Below are 18,953 nucleotides of genomic sequence, written 5' to 3' on the forward strand. Positions count from 1 at the left end.
AACCCGTGCCGATCCCGGTGCCTCCGGGGGCTCGTTCACGCCCTGTCACGCCACCGCCCGGCGCGCGTGCGGCTGTTCGGAGTGCCGCTGTCCCGTCCGCGGCCGTCCCGTGTGCCGCTCCGCTTCCCCCCACCCCCTCGTCGTACTCCCCACCGGTGGTCGCGCACCGCCGGATTCCTCGTGTCCGCGCGGCAGGGGAGATCCGGCCGGGAGCGCCGCGCGCGTCCGCCCACCCGAAAAGAGGAACCATGGCCACCGTCTTGTCCGTCTCCGGCAGCCCCTCCGCTTCCTCGCGCACCAGCGGGCTGCTGCGCCACCTCGACGACCGGCTGGCCGCGCAGGGCCACGAGGTGCTTCCGCTCGACGTGCGCACCGTTCCCGCCGAGGCCCTGCTCGGCGCGGACTTCGCACACCCGGCGATCGTCGAGGCCACCGCGCTGTTCGCCCGCGCCGAGGGTGTCGTCATCGGCACGCCCGTCTACAAGGCGTCCTACTCCGGGGTGTTGAAAGCCCTCCTCGATCTCCTTCCGCAGTACGCCCTCACCGGCAAGACGGTGCTGCCGCTCGCCACCGGGGGCACCACCGCCCACGTTCTGGCGATCGACTACGCGCTCCGCCCGGTGCTGAACTCCATGGGCGCGGCGCACATCGTGCAGGGCTGGTTCACCCTCGACCGGGACATCACCCGCAGGGAGGACGGAACGGTCGCGCTGGCCGAGGGCGCGGAAGAGGCCCTCGCCCACGTGGTCGACCAGTTCTCGACGGCCCTCGGCACCCGCTTCGACTCACCCGTGCTGGCCGCGGCCGGCTGAACACCGGGCCGCCCACCGCCGTCCGCTCGGCAGCCAATCGCTCGGCGGCCGTCCGTCGGGGCCGGGCCGTCCGTCACGACCCGACCCGCCCGCCGTGCACTGACCCCACCGTCGTGCACCGCGTCCTCGAAGGAGATCCCCGTGTCCCTCACCTTCCACTGGTTCCTGCCCACCAGCGGCGACAGCCGCGACGTCGTCGGCGGTGGCCACGGCGCCCCCGCCACCGACTCGGGGCGCGACCGGCCGCCGACGGTGGCCTATCTGAGCCAGATCGCCCGTGCCGCCGAGGATCTGGGCTTCGTCGGCGCGCTCACGCCCACCGGCGCCTGGTGCGAGGACGCGTGGCTGACCACCGCCATGGTGTCCCAGGCGACCGAGCGCCTGAAGTTCCTCGTCGCCTTCCGGCCCGGCCTGCTCTCGCCCACGCTCGCGGCGCAGATGGCGTCCACCTTCCAGCGGCAGACCGGCGGACGGCTCCTGCTGAACGTCGTCACGGGCGGTGAGAGCCGCGAACAGCGGGCCTACGGCGACTTCCTGGACAAGGACGCCCGCTACCGTCGCACCGGCGAGTTCCTGCAGGTCGTCAGGGAGTTGTGGGAAGGCGGCACGGTGAACCTCCGCGGCCGGCACCTCCAGGTCGAGGAGGCGCGGCTGGTCCGGACGCCCGACCCCGTGCCCGAGGTGTACTTCGGCGGCTCCTCGCCCGCCGCCGGACAGGTCGCCGCCCGGCACGTGGACGTGTACCTGACCTGGGGCGAGCCGCCCGCGCAGGTCGCCGCCAAGATCGCCTGGATGCGCGGGCTGGCCGCGGAGCAGGGCCGTACCCTGCGCTTCGGCGTCCGGCTGCACGTGATCACGCGGGACACCGCGGAGGCGGCCTGGACGGAGGCGCACCGGCTCCTCGACGGCTTCGACCCCGAGACCGTACGGGCCGTGCAGGCCGGCCTCGCCCGCAGCGAGTCGGAGGGGCAGCGGCGGATGCTCGCCCTGCACCACGGGGCCCGCGGCGACCTGGAGATCCACCCCAACCTGTGGGCGGGCATCGGCCTGGTGCGCGGCGGCGCGGGCACCGCCCTGGTCGGCAGCCACGAGGAGGTCGTCGACCGGATCGCGGAGTACCACGCGCTCGGCATCGACGAGTTCGTCCTCTCCGGGTACCCGCACCTGGAGGAGGCCTACTGGTTCGGCGAGGGCGTCCTGCCCCGCCTCGCCGCACGGGGCCTGTGGCGTCATCCCGCGCGGGCGGAGGCGGACAGCGACGTGCCGGTGCCGGTCGCCGTCTAGAGGCCGGCCAGCGCGGCCAGATGCGCCGCGCGCACCGGCGCCGTCTGGCCCTGCACCAGCAGGAACATCCCCTCCCGGGCGAGCCGCTGGGCGGGGCTGTCCAGGCTCGTGGCACGTCCGCCACCGCTGACGACCGCCGCCGTGGTGGCCGCCCGCAGGAGGTCGTACGCCCGGGTGCGCAGCGCCAGCCGTTCCTCGACGTGCTCGTGGGGGTCGGGACGGTCCGCGAGGGCGTACGCCCGCGTGCGCAGCTCGTCGAGCCGGGAGCGCAGCGCGTCGGCGGTCCTCCGCTCGTCCGGGGAGTCGCCGAGCAGGTCCAGCGCGGCACGGGCCACGCCGAAGACGGCGGGTGAGGTGTGGGTGCTGCGGGGCAGGTCGACCCGGGCGAACTCCTCACGGGGCGTGCGCAGCACCACGGCCTCCCGCGGCACCCACAGGGCGTCCAGCTCCACGGAGACCGTGCGGGAGGCCGTCAGCGCCGCGAGCCGCAGGGGCGGCGAGGGACGCAGTCCCGGCTGCTCGCGGGCGTCGACGAAGGCGAAGACGACCTCGTCCCTCTCGGTCACGCCCGCGAGCAGCATCACGTCGTTCAGGCCCCAGCCGGTGTACCAGGGCACGGTGCCGTCGAAGCGCACGCCGCCCCGCTCCACGGCGGCCCGCACCGGGGTGCGGGCGACGGAGCGGACGTGGGCGTAGGCGATGCCGGCCAGGAGTCCGCCGGTCGCCAGCGGCCGCAGCAGACGTTCCCGGGCGGGGAGCCCGGGCTCCGCCTTCGCCAGCAACCGGACCGGCGTGTGGTGCTGGGTCTGCACGAACCAGGTGGAACAGCACGCCCCGGCCAGGATCTCCGCGACCTCCCGGGCCACCGGGTCCGGGGCGCCCGCCCCGCCGTACTCCTCGGGAGCGCTCACGCCCAGCAGCCCCGAGCGCCGTACCGCGTCGATGTGGCTCGCGGGCACGACGTCCTGGTCCACGTGCTGTGCGGAGGGGGCGAGCAGGCCGTCCGCGAGCCGGCGGGCCTCGGCGACGAGCGGATGGGGTGCGGTGGTGGTCATGCGGCGATTCTCGCGATCAGGGCGTCCCGTGACGAGGGAGCCACGGGGGAGAGGCTTCGCGGCGGGTCGCCGAGGGGGGAATCATTTCTCGGCATGAAAGGTTGGTTATTGCATCTACTGTCCGGCGACCGTCTTCCCCCCACTGCGAGGCACATCGTGAACCACTCCGCCCCCGAGCGGCCCGCCGAGGTCGTGGCCCGGCTGCGCGCCACCTTCCGCACCGGCCGCACCAAGCCCGTCGCGTGGCGCACCGCCCAGCTGCGCCGGTTGCGCGCCCTGCTGACGGAGCAGGGACCGGAGCTGGAGGCCGCGCTCCACGCGGACCTAGGCAAGAGCGCGGCCGAGGCCCAGCGGACGGAGATCGGCTTCACCGTGCGCGAGATCGACCACACCCTCGACCACCTCACCGACTGGTTGCGCCCCGAGCCCGCCCCCGTCCCGGCCCACCTCGGCGCCGACGCCACCGCCTGGACGCAGTACGACCCGCTGGGCGTCGTCCTCGTCATCGCGCCCTGGAACTACCCGGTGCAGCTTCTGCTCGCCCCGGTGGCCGGCGCCCTGGCCGCGGGCAACGCGGTGGTGGCCAAGCCCAGCGAGCTGGCGCCGGCCACCTCCGCCGTACTGGCCCGGCTGCTGCCGGAGTACCTGGACGCCGAGGCCGTGGCCGTGGTGGAGGGCGGGGTCCCGGAGACGACGGCGCTGCTCGCCGAGCGCTTCGACCACATCTTCTACACCGGCAACGGCACGGTCGGCCGGATCGTCATGCGCGCCGCCGCCGAGCACCTCACGCCGGTCACCCTCGAACTGGGCGGCAAGTCCCCGGCGTTCGTTGACCGCGACGCCGACCTCGACGTCGTCGCCGCCCGGCTGGCCGGCGGCAAGTTCCTGAACGCGGGCCAGACCTGCGTGGCCCCGGACTACGTCCTGACCGATCCGGAGACCGCCGCCGCGCTGGAGCCCGCGCTGGTCCGCGCCGTCGAGGCGCTGTACGGAGCCGACCCCGCCGGGTCGGCGGAGTACGCGCGCATCGTGAACGAGCGCCACTTCGACCGGCTGGCCGGCCTGCTGGACTCCGGCCGGGTGGTCGTCGGCGGCGACAGTGAGCGGGCGCGGAAGTACATCGCGCCGACCGTCCTCGCCGACGTCGCCCCCGACGCGCCGGTGATGCGCGAGGAGATCTTCGGGCCGATCCTGCCGATCGTCACCGTGTCCGGCGTGGACGAGGCGATCGCGTTCGTCAACGACCGCGACAAGCCGCTGGCCCTCTACGTCTTCAGCGCGTCGGACGGGACCCGGGAGCGGTTCGCCGCCGAGACCTCCTCCGGCGGCCTCGGCCACGGGTTGCCGCTCGCCCATCTCACCGTCTCCGACCTGCCGTTCGGCGGGGTGGGGGAGAGCGGCATGGGCAGCTACCACGGTCGCTGGTCCATCGAGACCTTCAGCCACCGCAAGGCCGTGCTGAAGAAGCCGTTGGCCTGACCGCGTCACGCCGCCACGCCAACCCGGCCGCCCACCGGCCGGGTTGAACTGGTCTACACCCTTGACTGGTACAGACCAACACGGTTGAGTGTGCCTCCACACCCCCCACCACGGCCGCCCCCACGCCGTGGCCGGTCCGACCGGCACGTGCGCACAAGGCTCCGCTCCTCCCTGTCCTTGTACGGGAGCGGCCGTGCCCCGCCGAAGGAGGCAGACCCGTGTCGAGGCGCCGTATATCCGCACTGGTGACCGCACTCGCCCTCGCCGGAGCCGTGCCCGTGCTCCTGCCCGCCACCGAGGCGTCGGCCGCCGCCTGCTCGAGCTACCCGAGCTGGACGGCCGGCAGGTCGTACAACGCGGGCGACATCGTCCGCTACACCGACGGCAAGGCCTACATCGCCGAGCACGCCAACCCGGGCTACGACCCGATCATCAGCACCTGGTACTGGGAGCCGTACGCCTGTGACAACGGCCCCGGGACGCCGGTCGGCACCTTCGTCGTGAGCGAGGCCCAGTTCAACCAGATGTTCCCGGGCCGGAACTCCTTCTACACCTACCGCGGCCTCACCGCCGCGCTCAGCGCCTACCCCGGGTTCGCCAACACCGGCGGCGACGCCACCAAGAAGCAGGAGGCGGCGGCCTTCCTCGCCAACGTCAGCCACGAGACCGGCGGACTCGTCCACGTCGTCGAGCAGAACACCGCGAACTACCCGCACTACTGCGACTGGGGCCAGCCCTACGGCTGCCCCGCCGGACAGGCCGCCTACTACGGGCGCGGGCCGATCCAGCTCAGCTGGAACTTCAACTACAAGGCCGCGGGCGACGCGTTGGGCATCGACCTGCTGGGCAACCCCTGGCTGGTGCAGAACGACGCGGCCGTCGCCTGGAAGACGGCCCTGTGGTACTGGAACACCCAGTCCGGACCCGGGAGCATGACCCCGCACAACGCGATGGTGAACGGCGCCGGCTTCGGCAAGACCATCCGCTCCATCAACGGCTCCCTGGAGTGCGACGGCAAGAACCCCGCGCAGGTCCAGAGCCGCGTCACCAAGTACCAGCAGTTCAGCCAGATCCTCGGCGTCTCACCGGGCGGCAACCTCTACTGCTGAGCCGCGCCGGGCCCGTCCGCCGCCTCGGCCCCGTCACCGCGCCCGTCACCGCTCCCCGCGCCGGCCGCGGTGACGGGGCCGTGCCGCCGTGCCGACAGGGGCACAGCCGCAGTGGCCGCGCCGACGCACCTCACCCCGGCGCAGGCCCGTACGCCGTGCAGCTCGGGCGGTGGGCGCCCGGGACGTGGGTGCTCCGCACCGGAACCGGCCGCGACGGCCGCGTTCCGTCGGCGACGGGCGGCGACGGGCGGCCGTAGGGGCGGAAGCGGATAATCGGGACACATGGGCCTGTGGGGCAAGCGGGACGACATGACGGTGCACGAGCGTGACCCGTTCAACGCCGAGCCGCCCCGCTCCGCGCTGGCCGACGCGCACCTCACCCCCGTGGACACCTTTTACAGCCGCAACCACGGCCCGGTCCCCGCGGCGGACCCGGCGAGGTGGAGGCTGGAGGTGGACGGACTGGTCGACCACCCCCTGACCCTGACCCTGGACGACCTGCGCACGCGATGGAAGCCCACGGACGTCGAGGTCACCCTTGAGTGCGCGGGCAACCGGCGGACCGGCCTGACCGAGGTGCGCGACATACCGGGCGAGACCCCGTGGGGTCCGGGCGCGATCTCCACCGGCCGCTTCCACGGCGTCCGCCTGGCCGACGTTCTCGCCGACGCCCGTCCGCGGCCCGGGGCCGCACATGTCGCCTTCGCCGCACCGGACGTCTCCCCGCTCGCCCGTCCGCCGCAGCCCTACGGCGGCTCCGTCCCGCTCGCCAAGGCGCTGGCCCCGGAGGTCCTCCTCGCCTGGTCCATGAACGGCGCACCGCTGCCGCGCGTGCACGGAGCGCCGCTGCGTGCGGTCGTCCCGGGGTGGATCGGCGCGCGCAGCGTCAAGTGGCTGACCCGCGTGACCGTCCGCGGCACCCCCTCGGACAACTACTTCCAGGCCGTCGCCTACCGCCTGCCCCCGACCGGTACGGATCCGGGCACCGCCGCCCTGGACGGGGGCGGCCTCCCGCTCGGCCCGCTCACGCTGAACTGCGCGATCCTGCGACCCGACGACGGGGCCCGCCTGCCGTGCGGCCCGACGCCGGTCACCGGCTACGCCCTGGCCGGCCAGGGCCGCACCGTCGCCCGCGTCGACGTCTCCCACGACTCGGGCGGCACCTGGCGACGGGCCGACGTGAGCGCGGCCGCCGGCCCGTGGGTGTGGCAGCAGTGGCGCACTACGCTGGACCTGCCGCACGGCGACGTGGAGATCGTCGCCCGCGCGTGGGACTCGGCCGGCACCGTCATGCCCGAGTCGCCCGGGCGGTTGTGGAACCCCAAGGGCTACACCAACACCTCGTGGCCGCGCACCCGCGTCCGCTGCGGCTGACCACGTCCGTCTCCGCGGCTGACCTCGTCCTCCCGCTCGGACGGCGACCGGTGGTCCGCTACACGGCCCAGGAACCGTCCCGCATGAGATGCCTGCCCTTCAGCTCGTGCTGCTCGTGCCAGGCCTGCACCGCGAGCGGGCGCACCCGGAAACAGGCGTAGGGCGCCCTCTCCGCGCGCGGGTCCCAGCCGGTCTTGGCCAGGAACGCCCCGGCCGCCGCCGGAGGTGCCTCACGCGCGCCGAAGGTCTCCGCCTCGCCGTCGATCAGGACGACATCACGGGTGTGACCCAGCGCCAGCCGGGCCCGGCCGCCGTCCCGCAGGTTGCGGCCGGTCGGATTGGTGGGCCGGGTCCAGAGCCAGATCGACTCCTCGTGCCACACGAACCAGAGCGGGACCAGGCACGGCAGCCCGTCGGAGTCCGCCGTGGCGACCCAGATGTCCATCTCCCGTTCCAGTCGGTCCAGGACGTCCTGCCGGCGGCGCGCGGGCGGGCGCGGTGGTGCGGTGATCTCCATGATCGTGACGCTAGTGCGCGGGCGCCGCCCGCGCCTCGGCCCCGAGACGTAGGACCGGAGACCGGCGCGGGACCGGCGCGGACCGGCCCGGGACTGGCGCGGGGTTAGGTTTTACGTATAACCTCTCCCGTCAATCGTCCCTCCCGAAAGGCTCCGATGAGACGCATCGCCCTGGTCACCCTCGTCGTCGACGACTACGACGAGGCGATCCGCTTCTACACCGAGGCCCTCGGTTTCCGCCTCGCCGAGGACGCGCCCCGGCCCGACGGCTCCCGCTGGGTCGTCGTCGAGCCCGGCGCGGAGGGCGCCGGCACCGCGCTGCTGCTGGCCCGGGCCAAGGGCGAGGCTCAGCGGGCCAGGGTCGGCGACCAGGCGGGCGGCCGTGTCGGCTTCTTCCTGTACACCGACGACTTCGCCCGCGACCACGCCCGCATGACCGCCGCGGGCGTGACCTTCCTGGAGGCTCCCCGGCACGAGCCCTACGGCTCGGTCGCCGTCTTCCAGGACCTGTACGGCAACCGCTGGGACCTGCTCCAGCCGTCCGCCTCCTGACCCGTCCCGAATCCCCGCACCTAACCGCCGAGGAACCGCCGCACATGTCATCTACGCGCATAGACACCGAGACCCTCCGCCGCCTCCCCAAGGCGGTGCTGCACGACCACCTCGACGGCGGCCTGCGCCCCTCGACGGTCGTGGAACTGGCGCGCAGCGTCGGACACACCCTGCCCACGACCGACCCCGACGAGCTGGCCGCCTGGTACGTCGAGGCCGCCAACTCCGGTGACCTGGTGCGCTACATCGCCACCTTCGAGCACACCCTCGCCGTGATGCAGACCCGCGAGGGGCTGCTGCGCACCGCCGAGGAGTACGTCCTCGACCTCGCCGCCGACGGCGTCGTCTACGGCGAGGTCCGCTACGCCCCCGAGCTGATGCTGAAGGGCGGTCTCACCCTCGCGGAGGTCGTCGAGACCGTCCAGGAGGGCCTGGCGGGCGGCATGGCCAAGGCGGCTGCCGCCGGTACGCCGGTCCGCGTCGGCACCCTGCTGTGCGGGATGCGCATGTTCGACCGCACCCGCGAGACGGCCGACCTCGCGGTCGCCTACCGGGACGCGGGCGTCGTCGGCTTCGACATCGCGGGCGCCGAGGACGGTTTCCCGCCCGCCGACCACCTGGACGCCTTCGCGCACCTGCGCCGCGAGAACGTGCCGTTCACCATCCACGCCGGCGAGGCGCACGGGCTGCCCAGCATCCACCAGGCGATCCAGGTGTGCGGCGCCCAGCGCATCGGGCACGGGGTGCGCATCACCGACGACATCCCCGACCTCGCGGCCGGCAAGCTGGGCCGCCTCGCGGGCTGGATCCGCGACCGCCGGATCGCCCTGGAGATGTGCCCGACCTCCAACCTCCAGACCGGCGCCGCCACCTCGATCGCCGAGCACCCCGTCACGGCGCTCAAGGACCTCGGCTTCCGCGTCACCGTCAACACCGACAACCGCCTCGTGTCGGGCACGACGATGACCCGAGAGATGTCCCTGCTGGTCGAGCAGGCGGGCTGGACGGTCGAGGACCTGCGCACGGTCACCGTGAACGCGGTGAAGAGCGCCTTCATCCCGTTCGACGAGCGCAGGGCCCTGATCGAGGACGTCGTCCTGCCGGGTTACGCCGCGGCGCTCTGAACCAGTCCGCGCGCATAGGCGGCCTGTCCGACGTGCTGGAGATCGTCGGACAGGACGCTGACCAGGCGTGCGCCCAGCGTGACCGGCGGATCCCAGTTCTCGTCGACGACGCGCTCCAGGTCCTTCGCGGCCAGGGAGCGCAGGGCCGTGAGCGTCTGTTCGTGCACGGCGTCGTAGTAGCCGGTCAGCAGCTCCGCCGAGTCGACCCGCACCCGTGCGACCTGCGCCGCGCTGTGCCCGTACCCGGTGTCCTCGGGTGGCAGCCCGAGGCCGAACCGCTTCTCCCACTCCGCGGTGAGCCACACCTGGTCGAGCCCGAAGGCGTCCGCCACGTGGTCGTCCTGGACGCGGGTGAGGTGCCAGACGAGCCAGGCGACGGAGTTGGCGCCGTCGCCGGGGCGGGCGTTCAGGCCGTCGGGGTCCAGGCCCTCGACGGCGGAGTGGACTTCTTCCCGGATGCGGCCGTAGCCCTCGATGAGGATGTCCTTCGCATGCATGCGTCCACCATCGCGCAGTCCGCCGTCACACGCTCCCCGTTTCGAGCAGCCCCATGAGCGCCCGCGCCGCCGGGCTGGTGGCCTGCGCGGGCGGCAGCAGGGCGATGGTCTCGTACGCCGTCTCGTCGCTGTCCTCCAACGGGAGCGAGGTCAGCGAGGCCCGTTTGTGCCGGAAGTGCCGCGGTACGACCGCGATGCCGAGGTCCTCGTCGAGCAGGTCCAGCAGACCGTGCACGTCGTTCACCTCCAGCGCGACGGTCCGCCGCACGCCGGCCGCGGCGAAGGCCGCGTCCGTGACGCGGCGCGGACCCCAGTCGGGGTGGAAGTCGACGAAGACCTCGTCGGCCAGGTCGTGCGGGGAGCGCACCGCGCCGGCCGTCGCGAGGCGGTGGCCGGGGTGGCACAGCACGGTCATCGGCTCGCCGGCCAGCGACACCGACCGCAACTGGTCGGTGTCGTCCTGCGTCCGGTAGGCGAAGGCCAGGTCGAGCCGCCCGGCCCCGACCTCCTCCGCCAGCTCGCCCGAGCCCGCCTGCCGCAACCTGATCTCCACGTCCGGGTGCCGGCGCCGGAACGCCGCGAGCAGTCCCGCCACCGGCACGCCGGCGATGCACTGCTCGGCCCCCAGAGACAGCGTGCCGCGCAGGACGCCCTGCACCGCCGCGACCGCCTCGTGCGCCGAGCGGACCTGCGCCAGGATGCGCTCCGCCTCGCCCAGCAGCGCCCGGCCGGCCTCCGTCAGCGTCACACTGCGCGTCGTGCGCACGAACAGCGGCGCCCGCAGCTCGCGCTCCAGGGCCCGGATGGACGCCGAGAGGCCGGACTGGGAGACCAGCAGCCGTTCCGCCGCCCGGGTGAAGTGCTGGTCCTCGGCGACCGCCACGAAGTGCTGGAGATGACGCAGTTCCATGACTCAGAAGCGTAACCGCACAATCCCATCGGATTCTTCTGTTGGACCACTGCCCGCAGGTCACGACAGAGTGGGGGACGGTTCCGCCCAAGCCCCGTACCCCGGGTGCCAACCCCTCTGGAGTCGCGTTGTACACCGCACACCCCGACCGCTACGCGGACATGCCCTACCGGCGCACCGGACGCAGCGGCCTGAAGCTCCCCGCGCTCTCGCTCGGCCTGTGGCACAACTTCGGCCCGGACCGTCCCGTGGAGACCCAGCGCGCCATCCTGCGCCGCGCCTTCGACCTCGGTGTCACCCACTTCGACCTCGCCAACAACTACGGCCCCCCGCCCGGCTCCGCCGAGTCCGCGCTCGGCGAGGCGCTGAAGGCCGACTTCGCGCCGTACCGCGACGAGCTGGTCATCTCCACCAAGGCCGGCTACCTGATGTGGCCGGGCCCGTACGGCGAGTGGGGCTCGCGCAAGTACGTGCTGTCCTCCCTCGACCAGAGCCTGAACCGGATGGGCCTGGACTACGTCGACATCTTCTACTCGCACCGCCCCGACCCGGAGACTCCCCTGGAGGAGACGATGGGCGCCCTGCACACCGCGGTGCAGCAGGGCAAGGCGCTGTACGTCGGCGTCTCCAACTACTCGCCCGAGCAGACCCGCGAGGCCGCGCGCATCCTCGCCGAGCTGGGCACCCCGCTGCTGATCCACCAGCCGCGCTACTCCATGCTGGACCGCCGCCCCGAGACCAGCGGCCTCCTGGACACCCTCGACGAGCTCCAGGCCGGGTCCATCGCCTACTCCCCGCTGGAGCAGGGCCTGCTGACCGGCCGCTACCTCGACGGCATCCCCGAGGACTCGCGCGCCGCGAGCGACAGCCCCTTCCTGAACTCCGACGCGCTCACCGGGGAACTGGTCGGCAAGCTGCGCGAGCTGAACGAGGTCGCGCAGTCCCGTGGCCAGTCGCTCGCCCAGATGGCCCTCGCCTGGGTCCTGCGCGAGGGCCGGGTGACGTCCGCGCTGGTGGGCGCGAGCAGCCCGCGGCAGCTGGAGGACAGCGTGTCGGCGATCGGGAATCTCGCCTTCGGCGCCGACGAGCTGGCCCGGATCGACAGGATCGTCGCGCGGTAGGGCGCTCTGCCGAGCCGTTCCTCCAGCCGGACCGTGACCGTGTCGCCCTCCGCCTTGCCGATGGCCCGGCGGAGGGCGGCCTTCACCGGCAGCTTGTGCGTGCCGTCGCCCAGCGCCATGAAGGAGCTGCGGAACGCGTGCCCGTCGATGGTGCCGCGGACCTTCACCAGTCCGCGCGTGCCGAAGAACTCGGCGGACCTCGGCCAGACCAGATAGGTCCAGCCACCCTCGTTCGGGCTCTTGAGCAGCGGGGCGGTGAATACCTCGTCGAGGGATCGGTTCGTTGTCATGACGGCTTCGCTCCCAGGGGTTTCGGTGGTCCCTTTCCGGGTGGACCCCCGGGGGCGGTGGAACTCATCGCTCCCACCGTGGACGGTCACGCCCCGGTGGGCACCCGGTCCAGGAAGCCGAACACGGCTCGGATCCGTCCCTCGCCGTCCAGCGTGACCACGTCGGACCCGGCCACCGGCGCCGAGCCGTCGGCCCCGCTCACCAGCTCCCAGGAGAAGCGCGCCGTGTCGTGGTGCCCGTCGACGGCGCCCGACGGACGGAAGACGAAGCCGGGGAACTGCTCGTGCACCGCCGCGATCACGGCCGCGATCTGCTCGTGGCCGCGGGCGTCGGCCAGCGGGTCGGTGTAGCTGCCGTCATTGGTCCAGGCCGCGGCGACCGCCTGGGCCACGGCGTCCGGCCCGGCGTTCCAGGCCTCGAAGTAGCGGGTGACGGCGTCCTCGAAACGGGTGGTGGGAGCGGACATGGCGATCGACCTCCATCGAGACGGTGTCTGCTGGTCAGCAACCGGGTGCCGGTAGCGGCGACCCGATGACGCAACCCTGCCCGCGGCCGTCGCCGCCGTCGATTACCCCGGGGGTCATGCCCGTCCCCCTCGGGGGTGGCGGGAGACGCGGGTGCCGGGCCGGTGGAGGCGGGGTCGTCCGTCGTAGGGTTTCGGCCACCAATGACCGTGAATATGCCAGGAGACTGGCCGGAAATTCATGGTGACAGTGGTTCAGCACTGAACATACTCACCTCTAGGGCATCTCACACCATGCGACAACGTCCTCACGCACCGCACACGAGTCACGCGGGCACCGGCCCGACCGGCCGGCGGGCCGGGCGACGGGGAGGGGAGCAGTGCACGACGAGTTCCTGTGCCATGTCACCGCCTACGGCGTCTGTGGCGGCCGGCGCATCGGCGTCCCTCTCGGCACCTACCGCGCCCCCACCCTCGCCCTCGCCCTGTGGTGGCTGCGCGACCGTGCGTCCTGGATCGCCGAACGGCTCGACCCGCAGCCCGACAGCCCCCACTTACCCCGCGGCGCCCTGACTCCGGTCGCCGACGACGCGCCCGACGTTTCGCGCGTACTGCGCACCTGGTGCGCCGACGACGTACAACAGGAGCTGGTCGCCGACGAGTTGGCGGCAGGACGCCTGGTACGCGTCGCCACCAGTGACGACACCACCGAGTACGAGCTCATGGCCGAGTCCGTGGACGCGCTGCGCATGCAGCGGGCCTCTCCGCCCCTGGTCGTCCCCGTCGCCTGAGCCGGGACCGAGACCGCGCGGCCTCACCCCCGGGGCGGTGCCTCCCGGCCGGCCCGCCGGGCCGCCCACCGCGCGAGCGACGCGCCGAGGAACCCCGTGACCAGCCCCCACAGCAGGGCGAGACCGACCGCGCTCCGCAGCCGCGGCCGCAGGAACAGCTCCCCGGCGAGCCCGCCGGCCAGGTCACCGATGCCGAGCACCGACAGACCGTAGTGCGCGGAAATCCGCCCGACGAGCGTGATCATGAGGACCGCGAGCGCGAGCGCCACCGCCATGTGCAGGGAGTGCACCCAGGCCGGTGTCCCGGCCGGAGCGCGGGACGCCAGCAGGAACCCGGCCGCCAGGAGCAGGACCGCCGCGGCCACCAGGAGCCACCACCACCGCCCGTCGCGCTCGGCGAGCGTCCCGAGGTTCAGCGTCGACACGTCCGGCGTGCGCAGCACCTCGTCGAGGACGTGCGGCATGGGCAGGCCGAACGGCCCCTCCACCCGTCCCTCCCAGGTGGCGCCCAGACCGATCGTCAGCGCCGGCCACGCCAGGTTCGGCAGGCCGAGCAGCAGCACCGCGAAGGTGTCTGCCGGGTGCCCCCGCGTCCCGGCGACGACCAGCCCGACGACACCGCCGACGACGACGTACGCGAGCAGCAAGGCGGTCATCGCGTACGCCGTCGGACGCACCGAGGGCAGATGGCGCACCAGCCGTCCGGGCAGCGGCGCCCGGGGCGAGACCAGCAGGGCCAGCAGGAGCACCCCCGCCAGCCACAGCAGTCCGAAGAGGACGGTCAGCGGCACGTCCGTGGTGAACCCGACCGTCGGCCTGACGCCGAAGAGGTCGCCGAGGTCGCTCAGCACCCCTTCCCCGAGGGACACCTCGAAGGTCTGCCGCGCCGCGAAGGCCAGTCCGAGCAGGGCGAGCAGCCACAGGACGGCGATCCGGCCGGCCCAGCCGGCCAGTTCGGCCGCGGAGGCGACGGCCCGCCGACGCAGCGGCCGCAGGAATCCCAGCGCGATCACCAACGCCCCGGTCAGGGTGACGGACAGCGGCATGACGGTCAGTCCGGCATCGGTGTCCGCGAATCCTCCGGCGTCCCCGGACAGCTCCAGGGCCCCGCCCACGGCGGTGACGACGGTCGCCGTGACGACCCGGGGGAAGGCGTTGTCGGGCAGGTCCGCGGCGCCGGCCGCCCACAGTCCGAGCGCGGCCACGACCCCCATGGCGATCAGCCCGGCCAGCACCACCCCCAGAGCCTGGAGCCAGCCGTGCGCGGCGACTTCCGAACCGGGGGGACCGGAGGGGGTTCGCGAACTCACACTGTCACGCTAAGCAGCGGCCGCCGGTCCCGCCCGCCCGACACGGCCGTCCGCGCCCGGCCCGTACCCGCGACGGTGACGCGCGGAGCCGGACGGCGCGGAGCGCCGATAATCGGTTGCCCCACGGCGACGGCGGTGGATGCAATGACCGCCGAGCGGTCGGGCGACCGGCGACCGGCGCGTCACACGGGAGACATCGGCACATGCGTACACCACCCCCGGCACCCCCGGGCCGGACCGGCGGGCCCCGTGTGCGGATCGGCGCTCTCGCGCCGCTGAGCCGGCCCGGCTGGACCGAGGCGGGCCACCACCTGCTCACCGGGCTGCGACTGGGCGTGCGGGAGGTCAACGACTCCGGGGGGATCGCCGGCCGGCCGCTCGAACTGGTGGTCAGGGACACCGCGGCCGACCCGGACAGGGCCGCGGCGGCCGTGGACGAACTGGCGGGCCTGGGCGTGGCGGCCCTCGCGGGGGAGTACCACAGCGTCGTCGCCCGCGCCGCGGCCGCGCGGGCCGACGCCCTCGGCCTGCCGTTCCTCTGCTCCTCCGCGGTGTTGGACGCGCTCACCGAACGCCCGACACCCTGGGTGGCGCGCCTCGCCCCGGCGCAGTCCCACGGCTGGCGCACCTACGCGGACTTCCTCCTCGGCGCCGGCCACCGCCGGATCGCCGTGGCAGCCGAACCGAGCGTCTACTGGGAGTCCGGCGCACGCCTTCTGCGGGACCACCTCGAGCCCCGCGGCGGCACCGTCATCGACCTCGACGCGCGTACGCTCGCCCCCGCCGCCGTGTGCGACGGAGTCGTCGCGTGCCGGGCCACGGCGCTCCTGCTGCTGGTCGGCCACCCGGAGCCGGCGGTGTCCCTCGTCAGGGCCGTCCGCCGCGACCCGCGTCTCGGCGAGGTTCTGATCGGTGCTCCGGCCGGGCAGCCGGAGTTCGCGCAGTGGGTCACCGCGCTGGGCCGCGAGGGCGCCGCGGTCCCGTTCCTGCGCTACCTGCCCGAGCGGCTCGGTCCCTTCGGCACCAGGGTCGAGGCCGCCCTGCGCGAGCGACTCGCCGAGGCGCCCTCCTTCGTCGCCTTCGAGGGCTACGACACCGTGGCGGTCCTCGCCGAGGTGTTGCGTACCCGCGGCGCGGACCGGTCGGGCACCGCCGGAGCCTGGCCGCACGCCGCGGTCGAGGGCACGCGGGGGCCGATCCGGTTCTCCCGTGCGCCGGGCATCAGCGTGTGGCAATGGTCCTGGGCGCCGGTCCAGGTCGTGGACCGGGACCCGGCGGCCCCCGGCCGCTTCCGGGTCCTGCACACCGGCTGAGAGCGCGCGGCCGGAGAGCGTGGTGGCCGCGGGGCGGTGGTGAACGGCGGGCTGAAGAGCGCGCAGGCTGTGAGGCAGTGGTGAACCTGCGGGCCGGGGAGCGAGGCGGCGTGGGCCGCGCCTCACCGTGCCCTTCCGTGCGGTGTCAGCCCTCCCTGACGACGAGGGCGTGGTCGCCCAGCCCCAGCAGGCGGCCGGCGGGCACCTCGCCCCGCGTGGTGAGGACCGCGAGGATCCGGCCCGTCTCCGGCACGAACGCCACGTCGAGCACCGTGCCGTGCCCGGCGCCCGCATCGGTCAGGACCTGCCGGCCCAGCAGCTCGTGGCGGTGCGGGACGGATGCGGGTGCCGCGGCGGAACGGACCCGTACGGCGCCCGGGCCGATCGTCCGCACCGCGTCCCACGGCAGCACCGCTCCCTTGCGGAAGGGACCGCCCCGCAGACGGACATGGCTCACCGCGCCGGAGGCGATGTCGATGGTCAGGGACGCCACCGTGCCGAGCGGCCCCGCCCCGGCCGCCGGCACCACCGGCAGCCCCCGCACCTCGGTGAAGAGCATCACGGCAGCGCACTCCTCCGCCGGCCGGTGGCATCGGCGACCACGGCGGTGAGCCCCGGGAGGTCGTCGGCGACATGCCGGACCGCGGCCAGGGGCAGGACCAGGGCCCGGCCGGCCACCGTCAGCGTCTCGCCGCGCGGCACGTACACCCTGCGCCGGTGCCGGGTGGGTCCCGGGGCGAAGCCCTTGCTCGCCGCCACCCGGAAGCCCATGACCCGCCCGCCGGTGCCGCCCTCCACCACGACGTCCAGCACCGTGCCGATCTCGGCACCCGTGTCCGTCACCACGGGCGCCCCCACCAGCCGGGCCCGCAGGGTCGGCCGGTGCGCGAGCGCGGCGGCGGCCGCCAGTGCCCGGCGGTCGCGGATCATCACCGCGTCATGGCCCAGCGAGTACACGGAGGACCAGGGCAGACCCTCCTTCAGGGGCCCGGACAGCAGACCGCGGCCGGTCAGGGTGAAACCGGTGATCCGGCTCGCGGCGTCGTCGCATACGGTGTCCTTCACATGGGCGACGGCGTCGCCGCCGAGGGTGACCACCGGCCGGGTGGTGAGGCTTCGTGCGGTCATCAGTTCGTTCATCGCACACCCTTCCCGTACCTCCGGGTGCCCCGCGACACTGTGACAATGCCCGCAGTGTGAAGACGTGAGGACTGCGAGGCCGGGCTCGGGGTACGAGGGCAGGTGCAGCAGCGTCCGGCCAGTCCGGCTTCGAGAGAGAAACGCATGACCGAGTTCCTGGACGGGGCAGTGATACCGACTGGTTTCGACGTACCCGTTGATCCGCTGAGGCAGGCGGCGCACTACTCCGGCGAGCCGGGATGCATTGCGCAGGCACGTGCCTTCGCCTCGCTGTTCCTGGAGCAGCTGAGGACCGAGTGGTGCGCCACGATCGGCCCCCGTGCCGACGGCGCGGTCCTGCTCGTGGTGAGCGAGCTGATCACCAACGCGGACCGCCACAGCAAGGGTCCGTACATCCTGGAACTGGAGGGCACGGACGCCACCGTGGCGGTGACCGTCTACGACAGCAGCGGCGCCGTGCCCGAACGCTTCCCGCGTGACCCCGAACGCGTCGGTCGCCACGGACTGGAGATCGTCCACGCCCTGGCGGAGGCGGTCGTCGTCGAACACGTGCCGGTCGGCAAGCGGGTGCGAGCGACGATTCCCCTCACCGAAGCCTGAGCGTGCCGCCCCACCTCCGAGTGTGGGGCGACCTCCGCGATCTCCGCCCTGTCGTCCGGCGCATCCGGCGCATCCGGCGTCAGGCGCAGCCCAGCTCGCCCAGCATGCCCTCGCGCAGCCGGGTGATGATCCGCTTGATCAGCCGCGACACGTGCATCTGCGAGCAGCCGAGCCGCTCACCGATCTCCGCCTGCGTGGCCTCCTCGACGAACCGCATGTGGATGATCTGCCGGTCGCGCTCACTGAGCTCGGCCATCAGCGGCGCGAGCGAGTGGAAGTCCTCGACGAGTCGCAGCCCGTCCTCCTCGACGCCGATGAAGTCGGCCAGGACCGACTCGCCGCCCTCGGGACCGTCCCCGGTCAGCGCCGCGTCCAGCGAGGACGAGTTGTAGCCGTTGGAGGCGATCTGGCCCTCGACGACCTCGCTCTCGCTGATGTTCATCAGCGTGGCGAGCTCGGCGACGGTGGGTTCCCGGTCCAGCCGGGAGGAGAGTTCCTCGCGGGCCTTGGCCAGTTCCACCCGCAGTTCCTGCAGGCGCCGCGGCACGTGCACGGCCCAGGTGGTGTCACGGAAGAAGCGCTTGATCTCGCCGACGATGTACGGCAGCGCGAAGGAGGTGAACTCCACCTCGCGCGACAGCTCGAACCGGTCGATGGCCTTGATCAGGCCGATCATGCCGGTCTGGACGATGTCGTCCATGTCGTCCCCGCGCCCGCGGAAGCGGCCGGCGGCGAACCGCACGAGCGACATGTTCATCTCGATCAGGGTGTTGCGCGCGTACTGGTACTCGTGGGTGCCTTCTTCGAGTTCCGTCAGACGCTGGAAGAACTGACGGGACAGCTGCCGTGCGTCGCGCGGAGCCACGGCGCGCGGGTCCACCACGCCCAGCAGTGCTCCGTCACCCGTCCTGCTCCCGGTTGTCTCCCCGACGACCTGTGCTTTCGGCCGGATCACGGCGGTCTCCATTACCTCTCCCACGAAAGTCACGGTTCGACGTCTCTCCCTAGGCGCTTCCCGCTCGCGGGTACCCGGGGCGCGGCGGCCCATGCCCCCGTGTTTCACGGGTGGCCGAAAAACGGTGCCACGGCGTCTTGACGTGATCTGTCACTCTCCAGGGTAGTCCCGTCCACAGGGAGTGGCACCCGCGGATTTCCCTCTGGGCGGAATACCGACCCCTTCCCTCGCGCGGCCCTGCTCCTAGGCTGAGGAG

General features: G+C 73.3%; 20 protein-coding genes and 1 pseudogene. 11 read left to right on the forward strand and 10 right to left on the reverse strand.

Translation table 11 applies throughout. The features are described from left to right. The first annotated feature begins 248 nt into the window (after positions 1-248). Together ssuE and ACZ6EG_RS32280 are read left to right on the forward strand one after the other, a co-directional pair. The gene (ssuE, locus tag ACZ6EG_RS32275; RefSeq protein ID WP_391972653.1) at positions 249-812 is read left to right on the forward strand and encodes an NADPH-dependent FMN reductase; all 564 of its coding nucleotides are present in this window, start codon (positions 249-251) and stop codon (positions 810-812) included. A gap of 141 nt (positions 813-953) precedes the next feature. Then, positions 954-2,096 (forward strand): LLM class flavin-dependent oxidoreductase, encoded by a 1,143-nt coding sequence (locus tag ACZ6EG_RS32280; RefSeq protein ID WP_469609978.1) that lies wholly within the window; start codon positions 954-956, stop codon positions 2,094-2,096. On the opposite strand, the gene ACZ6EG_RS32285 is transcribed toward ACZ6EG_RS32280, so the two are convergent. Then, positions 2,093-3,151: an acyl-CoA dehydrogenase family protein gene (locus ACZ6EG_RS32285; protein WP_391972651.1), complete on the reverse strand. Its 1,059-nt coding sequence runs from the start codon at positions 3,149-3,151 to the stop codon at positions 2,093-2,095. The two genes, ACZ6EG_RS32280 and ACZ6EG_RS32285, sit on opposite strands and share 4 nt — an antisense overlap. Positions 3,152-3,307: 156 nt before the next feature. Here ACZ6EG_RS32285 and ACZ6EG_RS32290 point away from each other — a divergent pair, with 156 nt between their 5' ends. The 3 genes from ACZ6EG_RS32290 to ACZ6EG_RS32300 all read left to right on the forward strand — a co-directional run bounded on the left by ACZ6EG_RS32290 (position 3,308) and on the right by ACZ6EG_RS32300 (position 7,113). After that, positions 3,308-4,630: an aldehyde dehydrogenase family protein gene (locus ACZ6EG_RS32290; protein ID WP_391972650.1), complete on the forward strand. Its 1,323-nt coding sequence runs from the start codon at positions 3,308-3,310 to the stop codon at positions 4,628-4,630. 218 nt (positions 4,631-4,848) lie between these two features. After that, the gene (locus ACZ6EG_RS32295) at positions 4,849-5,739 is read left to right on the forward strand and encodes a glycoside hydrolase family 19 protein (protein ID WP_469609981.1); all 891 of its coding nucleotides are present in this window, start codon (positions 4,849-4,851) and stop codon (positions 5,737-5,739) included. A 282-nt stretch (positions 5,740-6,021) separates the two neighbouring features. Further along, a complete protein-coding gene (locus ACZ6EG_RS32300; RefSeq protein ID WP_469609984.1) occupies positions 6,022-7,113 on the forward strand; it encodes a sulfite oxidase in 1,092 nt (363 codons plus the stop codon). Between the two features lie 58 nt (positions 7,114-7,171). Here ACZ6EG_RS32300 and ACZ6EG_RS32305 read toward each other — a convergent pair whose 3' ends face one another. Continuing rightward, the gene (locus ACZ6EG_RS32305; RefSeq protein ID WP_391972647.1) at positions 7,172-7,630 is read right to left on the reverse strand and encodes a pyridoxamine 5'-phosphate oxidase family protein; all 459 of its coding nucleotides are present in this window, start codon (positions 7,628-7,630) and stop codon (positions 7,172-7,174) included. A 156-nt stretch (positions 7,631-7,786) separates the two neighbouring features. Here ACZ6EG_RS32305 and ACZ6EG_RS32310 point away from each other — a divergent pair, with 156 nt between their 5' ends. Both ACZ6EG_RS32310 and ACZ6EG_RS32315 read left to right on the forward strand, forming a co-directional pair. After that, the gene (locus ACZ6EG_RS32310; RefSeq protein ID WP_469609988.1) at positions 7,787-8,182 is read left to right on the forward strand and encodes a VOC family protein; all 396 of its coding nucleotides are present in this window, start codon (positions 7,787-7,789) and stop codon (positions 8,180-8,182) included. A gap of 44 nt (positions 8,183-8,226) precedes the next feature. Next, a complete protein-coding gene (locus ACZ6EG_RS32315) occupies positions 8,227-9,306 on the forward strand; it encodes an adenosine deaminase (RefSeq protein WP_391972645.1) in 1,080 nt (359 codons plus the stop codon). Here ACZ6EG_RS32315 and ACZ6EG_RS32320 read toward each other — a convergent pair. Next, the gene (locus ACZ6EG_RS32320; protein WP_391972644.1) at positions 9,288-9,803 is read right to left on the reverse strand and encodes a mycothiol transferase; all 516 of its coding nucleotides are present in this window, start codon (positions 9,801-9,803) and stop codon (positions 9,288-9,290) included. The genes ACZ6EG_RS32315 and ACZ6EG_RS32320 overlap by 19 nt on opposite strands. 25 nt (positions 9,804-9,828) lie before the next feature. Further along, on the reverse strand, positions 9,829-10,713 hold the full coding sequence (locus ACZ6EG_RS32325; protein ID WP_356610736.1) for a LysR family transcriptional regulator: 885 nt from the start codon (positions 10,711-10,713) through the stop codon (positions 9,829-9,831). Positions 10,714-10,841: 128 nt separating this feature from the next. Here ACZ6EG_RS32325 and mgrA point away from each other — a divergent pair, with 128 nt between their 5' ends. Next, complete coding sequence (gene mgrA / locus ACZ6EG_RS32330; protein WP_391972643.1) at positions 10,842-11,834, forward strand: L-glyceraldehyde 3-phosphate reductase; 993 nt, start codon at positions 10,842-10,844, stop codon at positions 11,832-11,834. Between the two features lie 8 nt (positions 11,835-11,842). Here mgrA and ACZ6EG_RS32335 read toward each other — a convergent pair. Continuing rightward, a pseudogene (locus ACZ6EG_RS32335) lies at positions 11,843-12,124 on the reverse strand (DUF1905 domain-containing protein); the annotation flags it as partial. 86 nt (positions 12,125-12,210) lie between these two features. Next, positions 12,211-12,591 (reverse strand): nuclear transport factor 2 family protein, encoded by a 381-nt coding sequence (locus tag ACZ6EG_RS32340; protein ID WP_391972641.1) that lies wholly within the window; start codon positions 12,589-12,591, stop codon positions 12,211-12,213. 377 nt (positions 12,592-12,968) lie between these two features. On the opposite strand from ACZ6EG_RS32340, the gene ACZ6EG_RS32345 reads away from it, so the two are divergent. Continuing rightward, positions 12,969-13,379, forward strand: coding sequence for a hypothetical protein (locus ACZ6EG_RS32345; protein WP_391972640.1), 411 nt, complete (start codon positions 12,969-12,971; stop codon positions 13,377-13,379). Between the two features lie 23 nt (positions 13,380-13,402). On the opposite strand, the gene ACZ6EG_RS32350 is transcribed toward ACZ6EG_RS32345, so the two are convergent. Beyond that, a complete protein-coding gene (locus ACZ6EG_RS32350; protein WP_469609994.1) occupies positions 13,403-14,689 on the reverse strand; it encodes a streptophobe family protein in 1,287 nt (428 codons plus the stop codon). A gap of 203 nt (positions 14,690-14,892) precedes the next feature. Here ACZ6EG_RS32350 and ACZ6EG_RS32355 point away from each other — a divergent pair, with 203 nt between their 5' ends. Then, the gene (locus ACZ6EG_RS32355; RefSeq protein WP_469609997.1) at positions 14,893-16,002 is read left to right on the forward strand and encodes an ABC transporter substrate-binding protein; all 1,110 of its coding nucleotides are present in this window, start codon (positions 14,893-14,895) and stop codon (positions 16,000-16,002) included. Positions 16,003-16,147: 145 nt separating this feature from the next. Here ACZ6EG_RS32355 and ACZ6EG_RS32360 read toward each other — a convergent pair whose 3' ends face one another. Both ACZ6EG_RS32360 and ACZ6EG_RS32365 read right to left on the reverse strand, forming a co-directional pair. Next, on the reverse strand, positions 16,148-16,564 hold the full coding sequence (locus ACZ6EG_RS32360) for a PRC-barrel domain-containing protein (protein WP_469610000.1): 417 nt from the start codon (positions 16,562-16,564) through the stop codon (positions 16,148-16,150). After that, positions 16,561-17,142, reverse strand: a complete 582-nt coding sequence (locus tag ACZ6EG_RS32365) for a PRC-barrel domain-containing protein (protein ID WP_469610003.1) — start codon at positions 17,140-17,142, stop codon at positions 16,561-16,563. The genes ACZ6EG_RS32360 and ACZ6EG_RS32365 overlap by 4 nt, the downstream gene beginning before the upstream one ends. A 144-nt stretch (positions 17,143-17,286) precedes the next feature. Between ACZ6EG_RS32365 and ACZ6EG_RS32370 the strand changes: the two genes are divergently transcribed. After that, positions 17,287-17,742, forward strand: coding sequence for an ATP-binding protein (locus tag ACZ6EG_RS32370; protein WP_356610745.1), 456 nt, complete (start codon positions 17,287-17,289; stop codon positions 17,740-17,742). 79 nt (positions 17,743-17,821) lie between these two features. Here the strand turns inward: ACZ6EG_RS32370 and ACZ6EG_RS32375 are convergent, their stop codons facing one another. Then, entirely contained in the window at positions 17,822-18,709 is an 888-nt protein-coding gene (locus tag ACZ6EG_RS32375; protein ID WP_384700841.1) for an RNA polymerase sigma factor SigF, read from the reverse strand. Positions 18,710-18,953: the final 244 nt, after the last annotated feature.

Source organism: Streptomyces sp. NPDC041968 (genome assembly GCF_055589025.1).

What these genes read in the sequence shown, in the direction of transcription:
- ACZ6EG_RS32370 (WP_356610745.1), top strand. Translation starts at nt 17,287, where the DNA reads ATGACCGAGTTCCTGGACGGGGCAGTGATACCGACTGGTTTCGACGTA.
- ACZ6EG_RS32325 (WP_356610736.1), bottom strand. Translation starts at nt 10,713, where the DNA reads ATGGAACTGCGTCATCTCCAGCACTTCGTGGCGGTCGCCGAGGACCAG.
- ACZ6EG_RS32340 (WP_391972641.1), bottom strand. Translation starts at nt 12,591, where the DNA reads ATGTCCGCTCCCACCACCCGTTTCGAGGACGCCGTCACCCGCTACTTC.
- ACZ6EG_RS32320 (WP_391972644.1), bottom strand. Translation starts at nt 9,803, where the DNA reads ATGCATGCGAAGGACATCCTCATCGAGGGCTACGGCCGCATCCGGGAA.
- ACZ6EG_RS32365 (WP_469610003.1), bottom strand. Translation starts at nt 17,142, where the DNA reads ATGAACGAACTGATGACCGCACGAAGCCTCACCACCCGGCCGGTGGTC.
- ssuE (WP_391972653.1), top strand. Translation starts at nt 249, where the DNA reads ATGGCCACCGTCTTGTCCGTCTCCGGCAGCCCCTCCGCTTCCTCGCGC.
- ACZ6EG_RS32375 (WP_384700841.1), bottom strand. Translation starts at nt 18,709, where the DNA reads ATGGAGACCGCCGTGATCCGGCCGAAAGCACAGGTCGTCGGGGAGACA.
- ACZ6EG_RS32285 (WP_391972651.1), bottom strand. Translation starts at nt 3,151, where the DNA reads ATGACCACCACCGCACCCCATCCGCTCGTCGCCGAGGCCCGCCGGCTC.
- ACZ6EG_RS32310 (WP_469609988.1), top strand. Translation starts at nt 7,787, where the DNA reads ATGAGACGCATCGCCCTGGTCACCCTCGTCGTCGACGACTACGACGAG.
- ACZ6EG_RS32315 (WP_391972645.1), top strand. Translation starts at nt 8,227, where the DNA reads ATGTCATCTACGCGCATAGACACCGAGACCCTCCGCCGCCTCCCCAAG.
- ACZ6EG_RS32300 (WP_469609984.1), top strand. Translation starts at nt 6,022, where the DNA reads ATGGGCCTGTGGGGCAAGCGGGACGACATGACGGTGCACGAGCGTGAC.
- ACZ6EG_RS32355 (WP_469609997.1), top strand. Translation starts at nt 14,893, where the DNA reads ATGCGTACACCACCCCCGGCACCCCCGGGCCGGACCGGCGGGCCCCGT.
- ACZ6EG_RS32305 (WP_391972647.1), bottom strand. Translation starts at nt 7,630, where the DNA reads ATGGAGATCACCGCACCACCGCGCCCGCCCGCGCGCCGCCGGCAGGAC.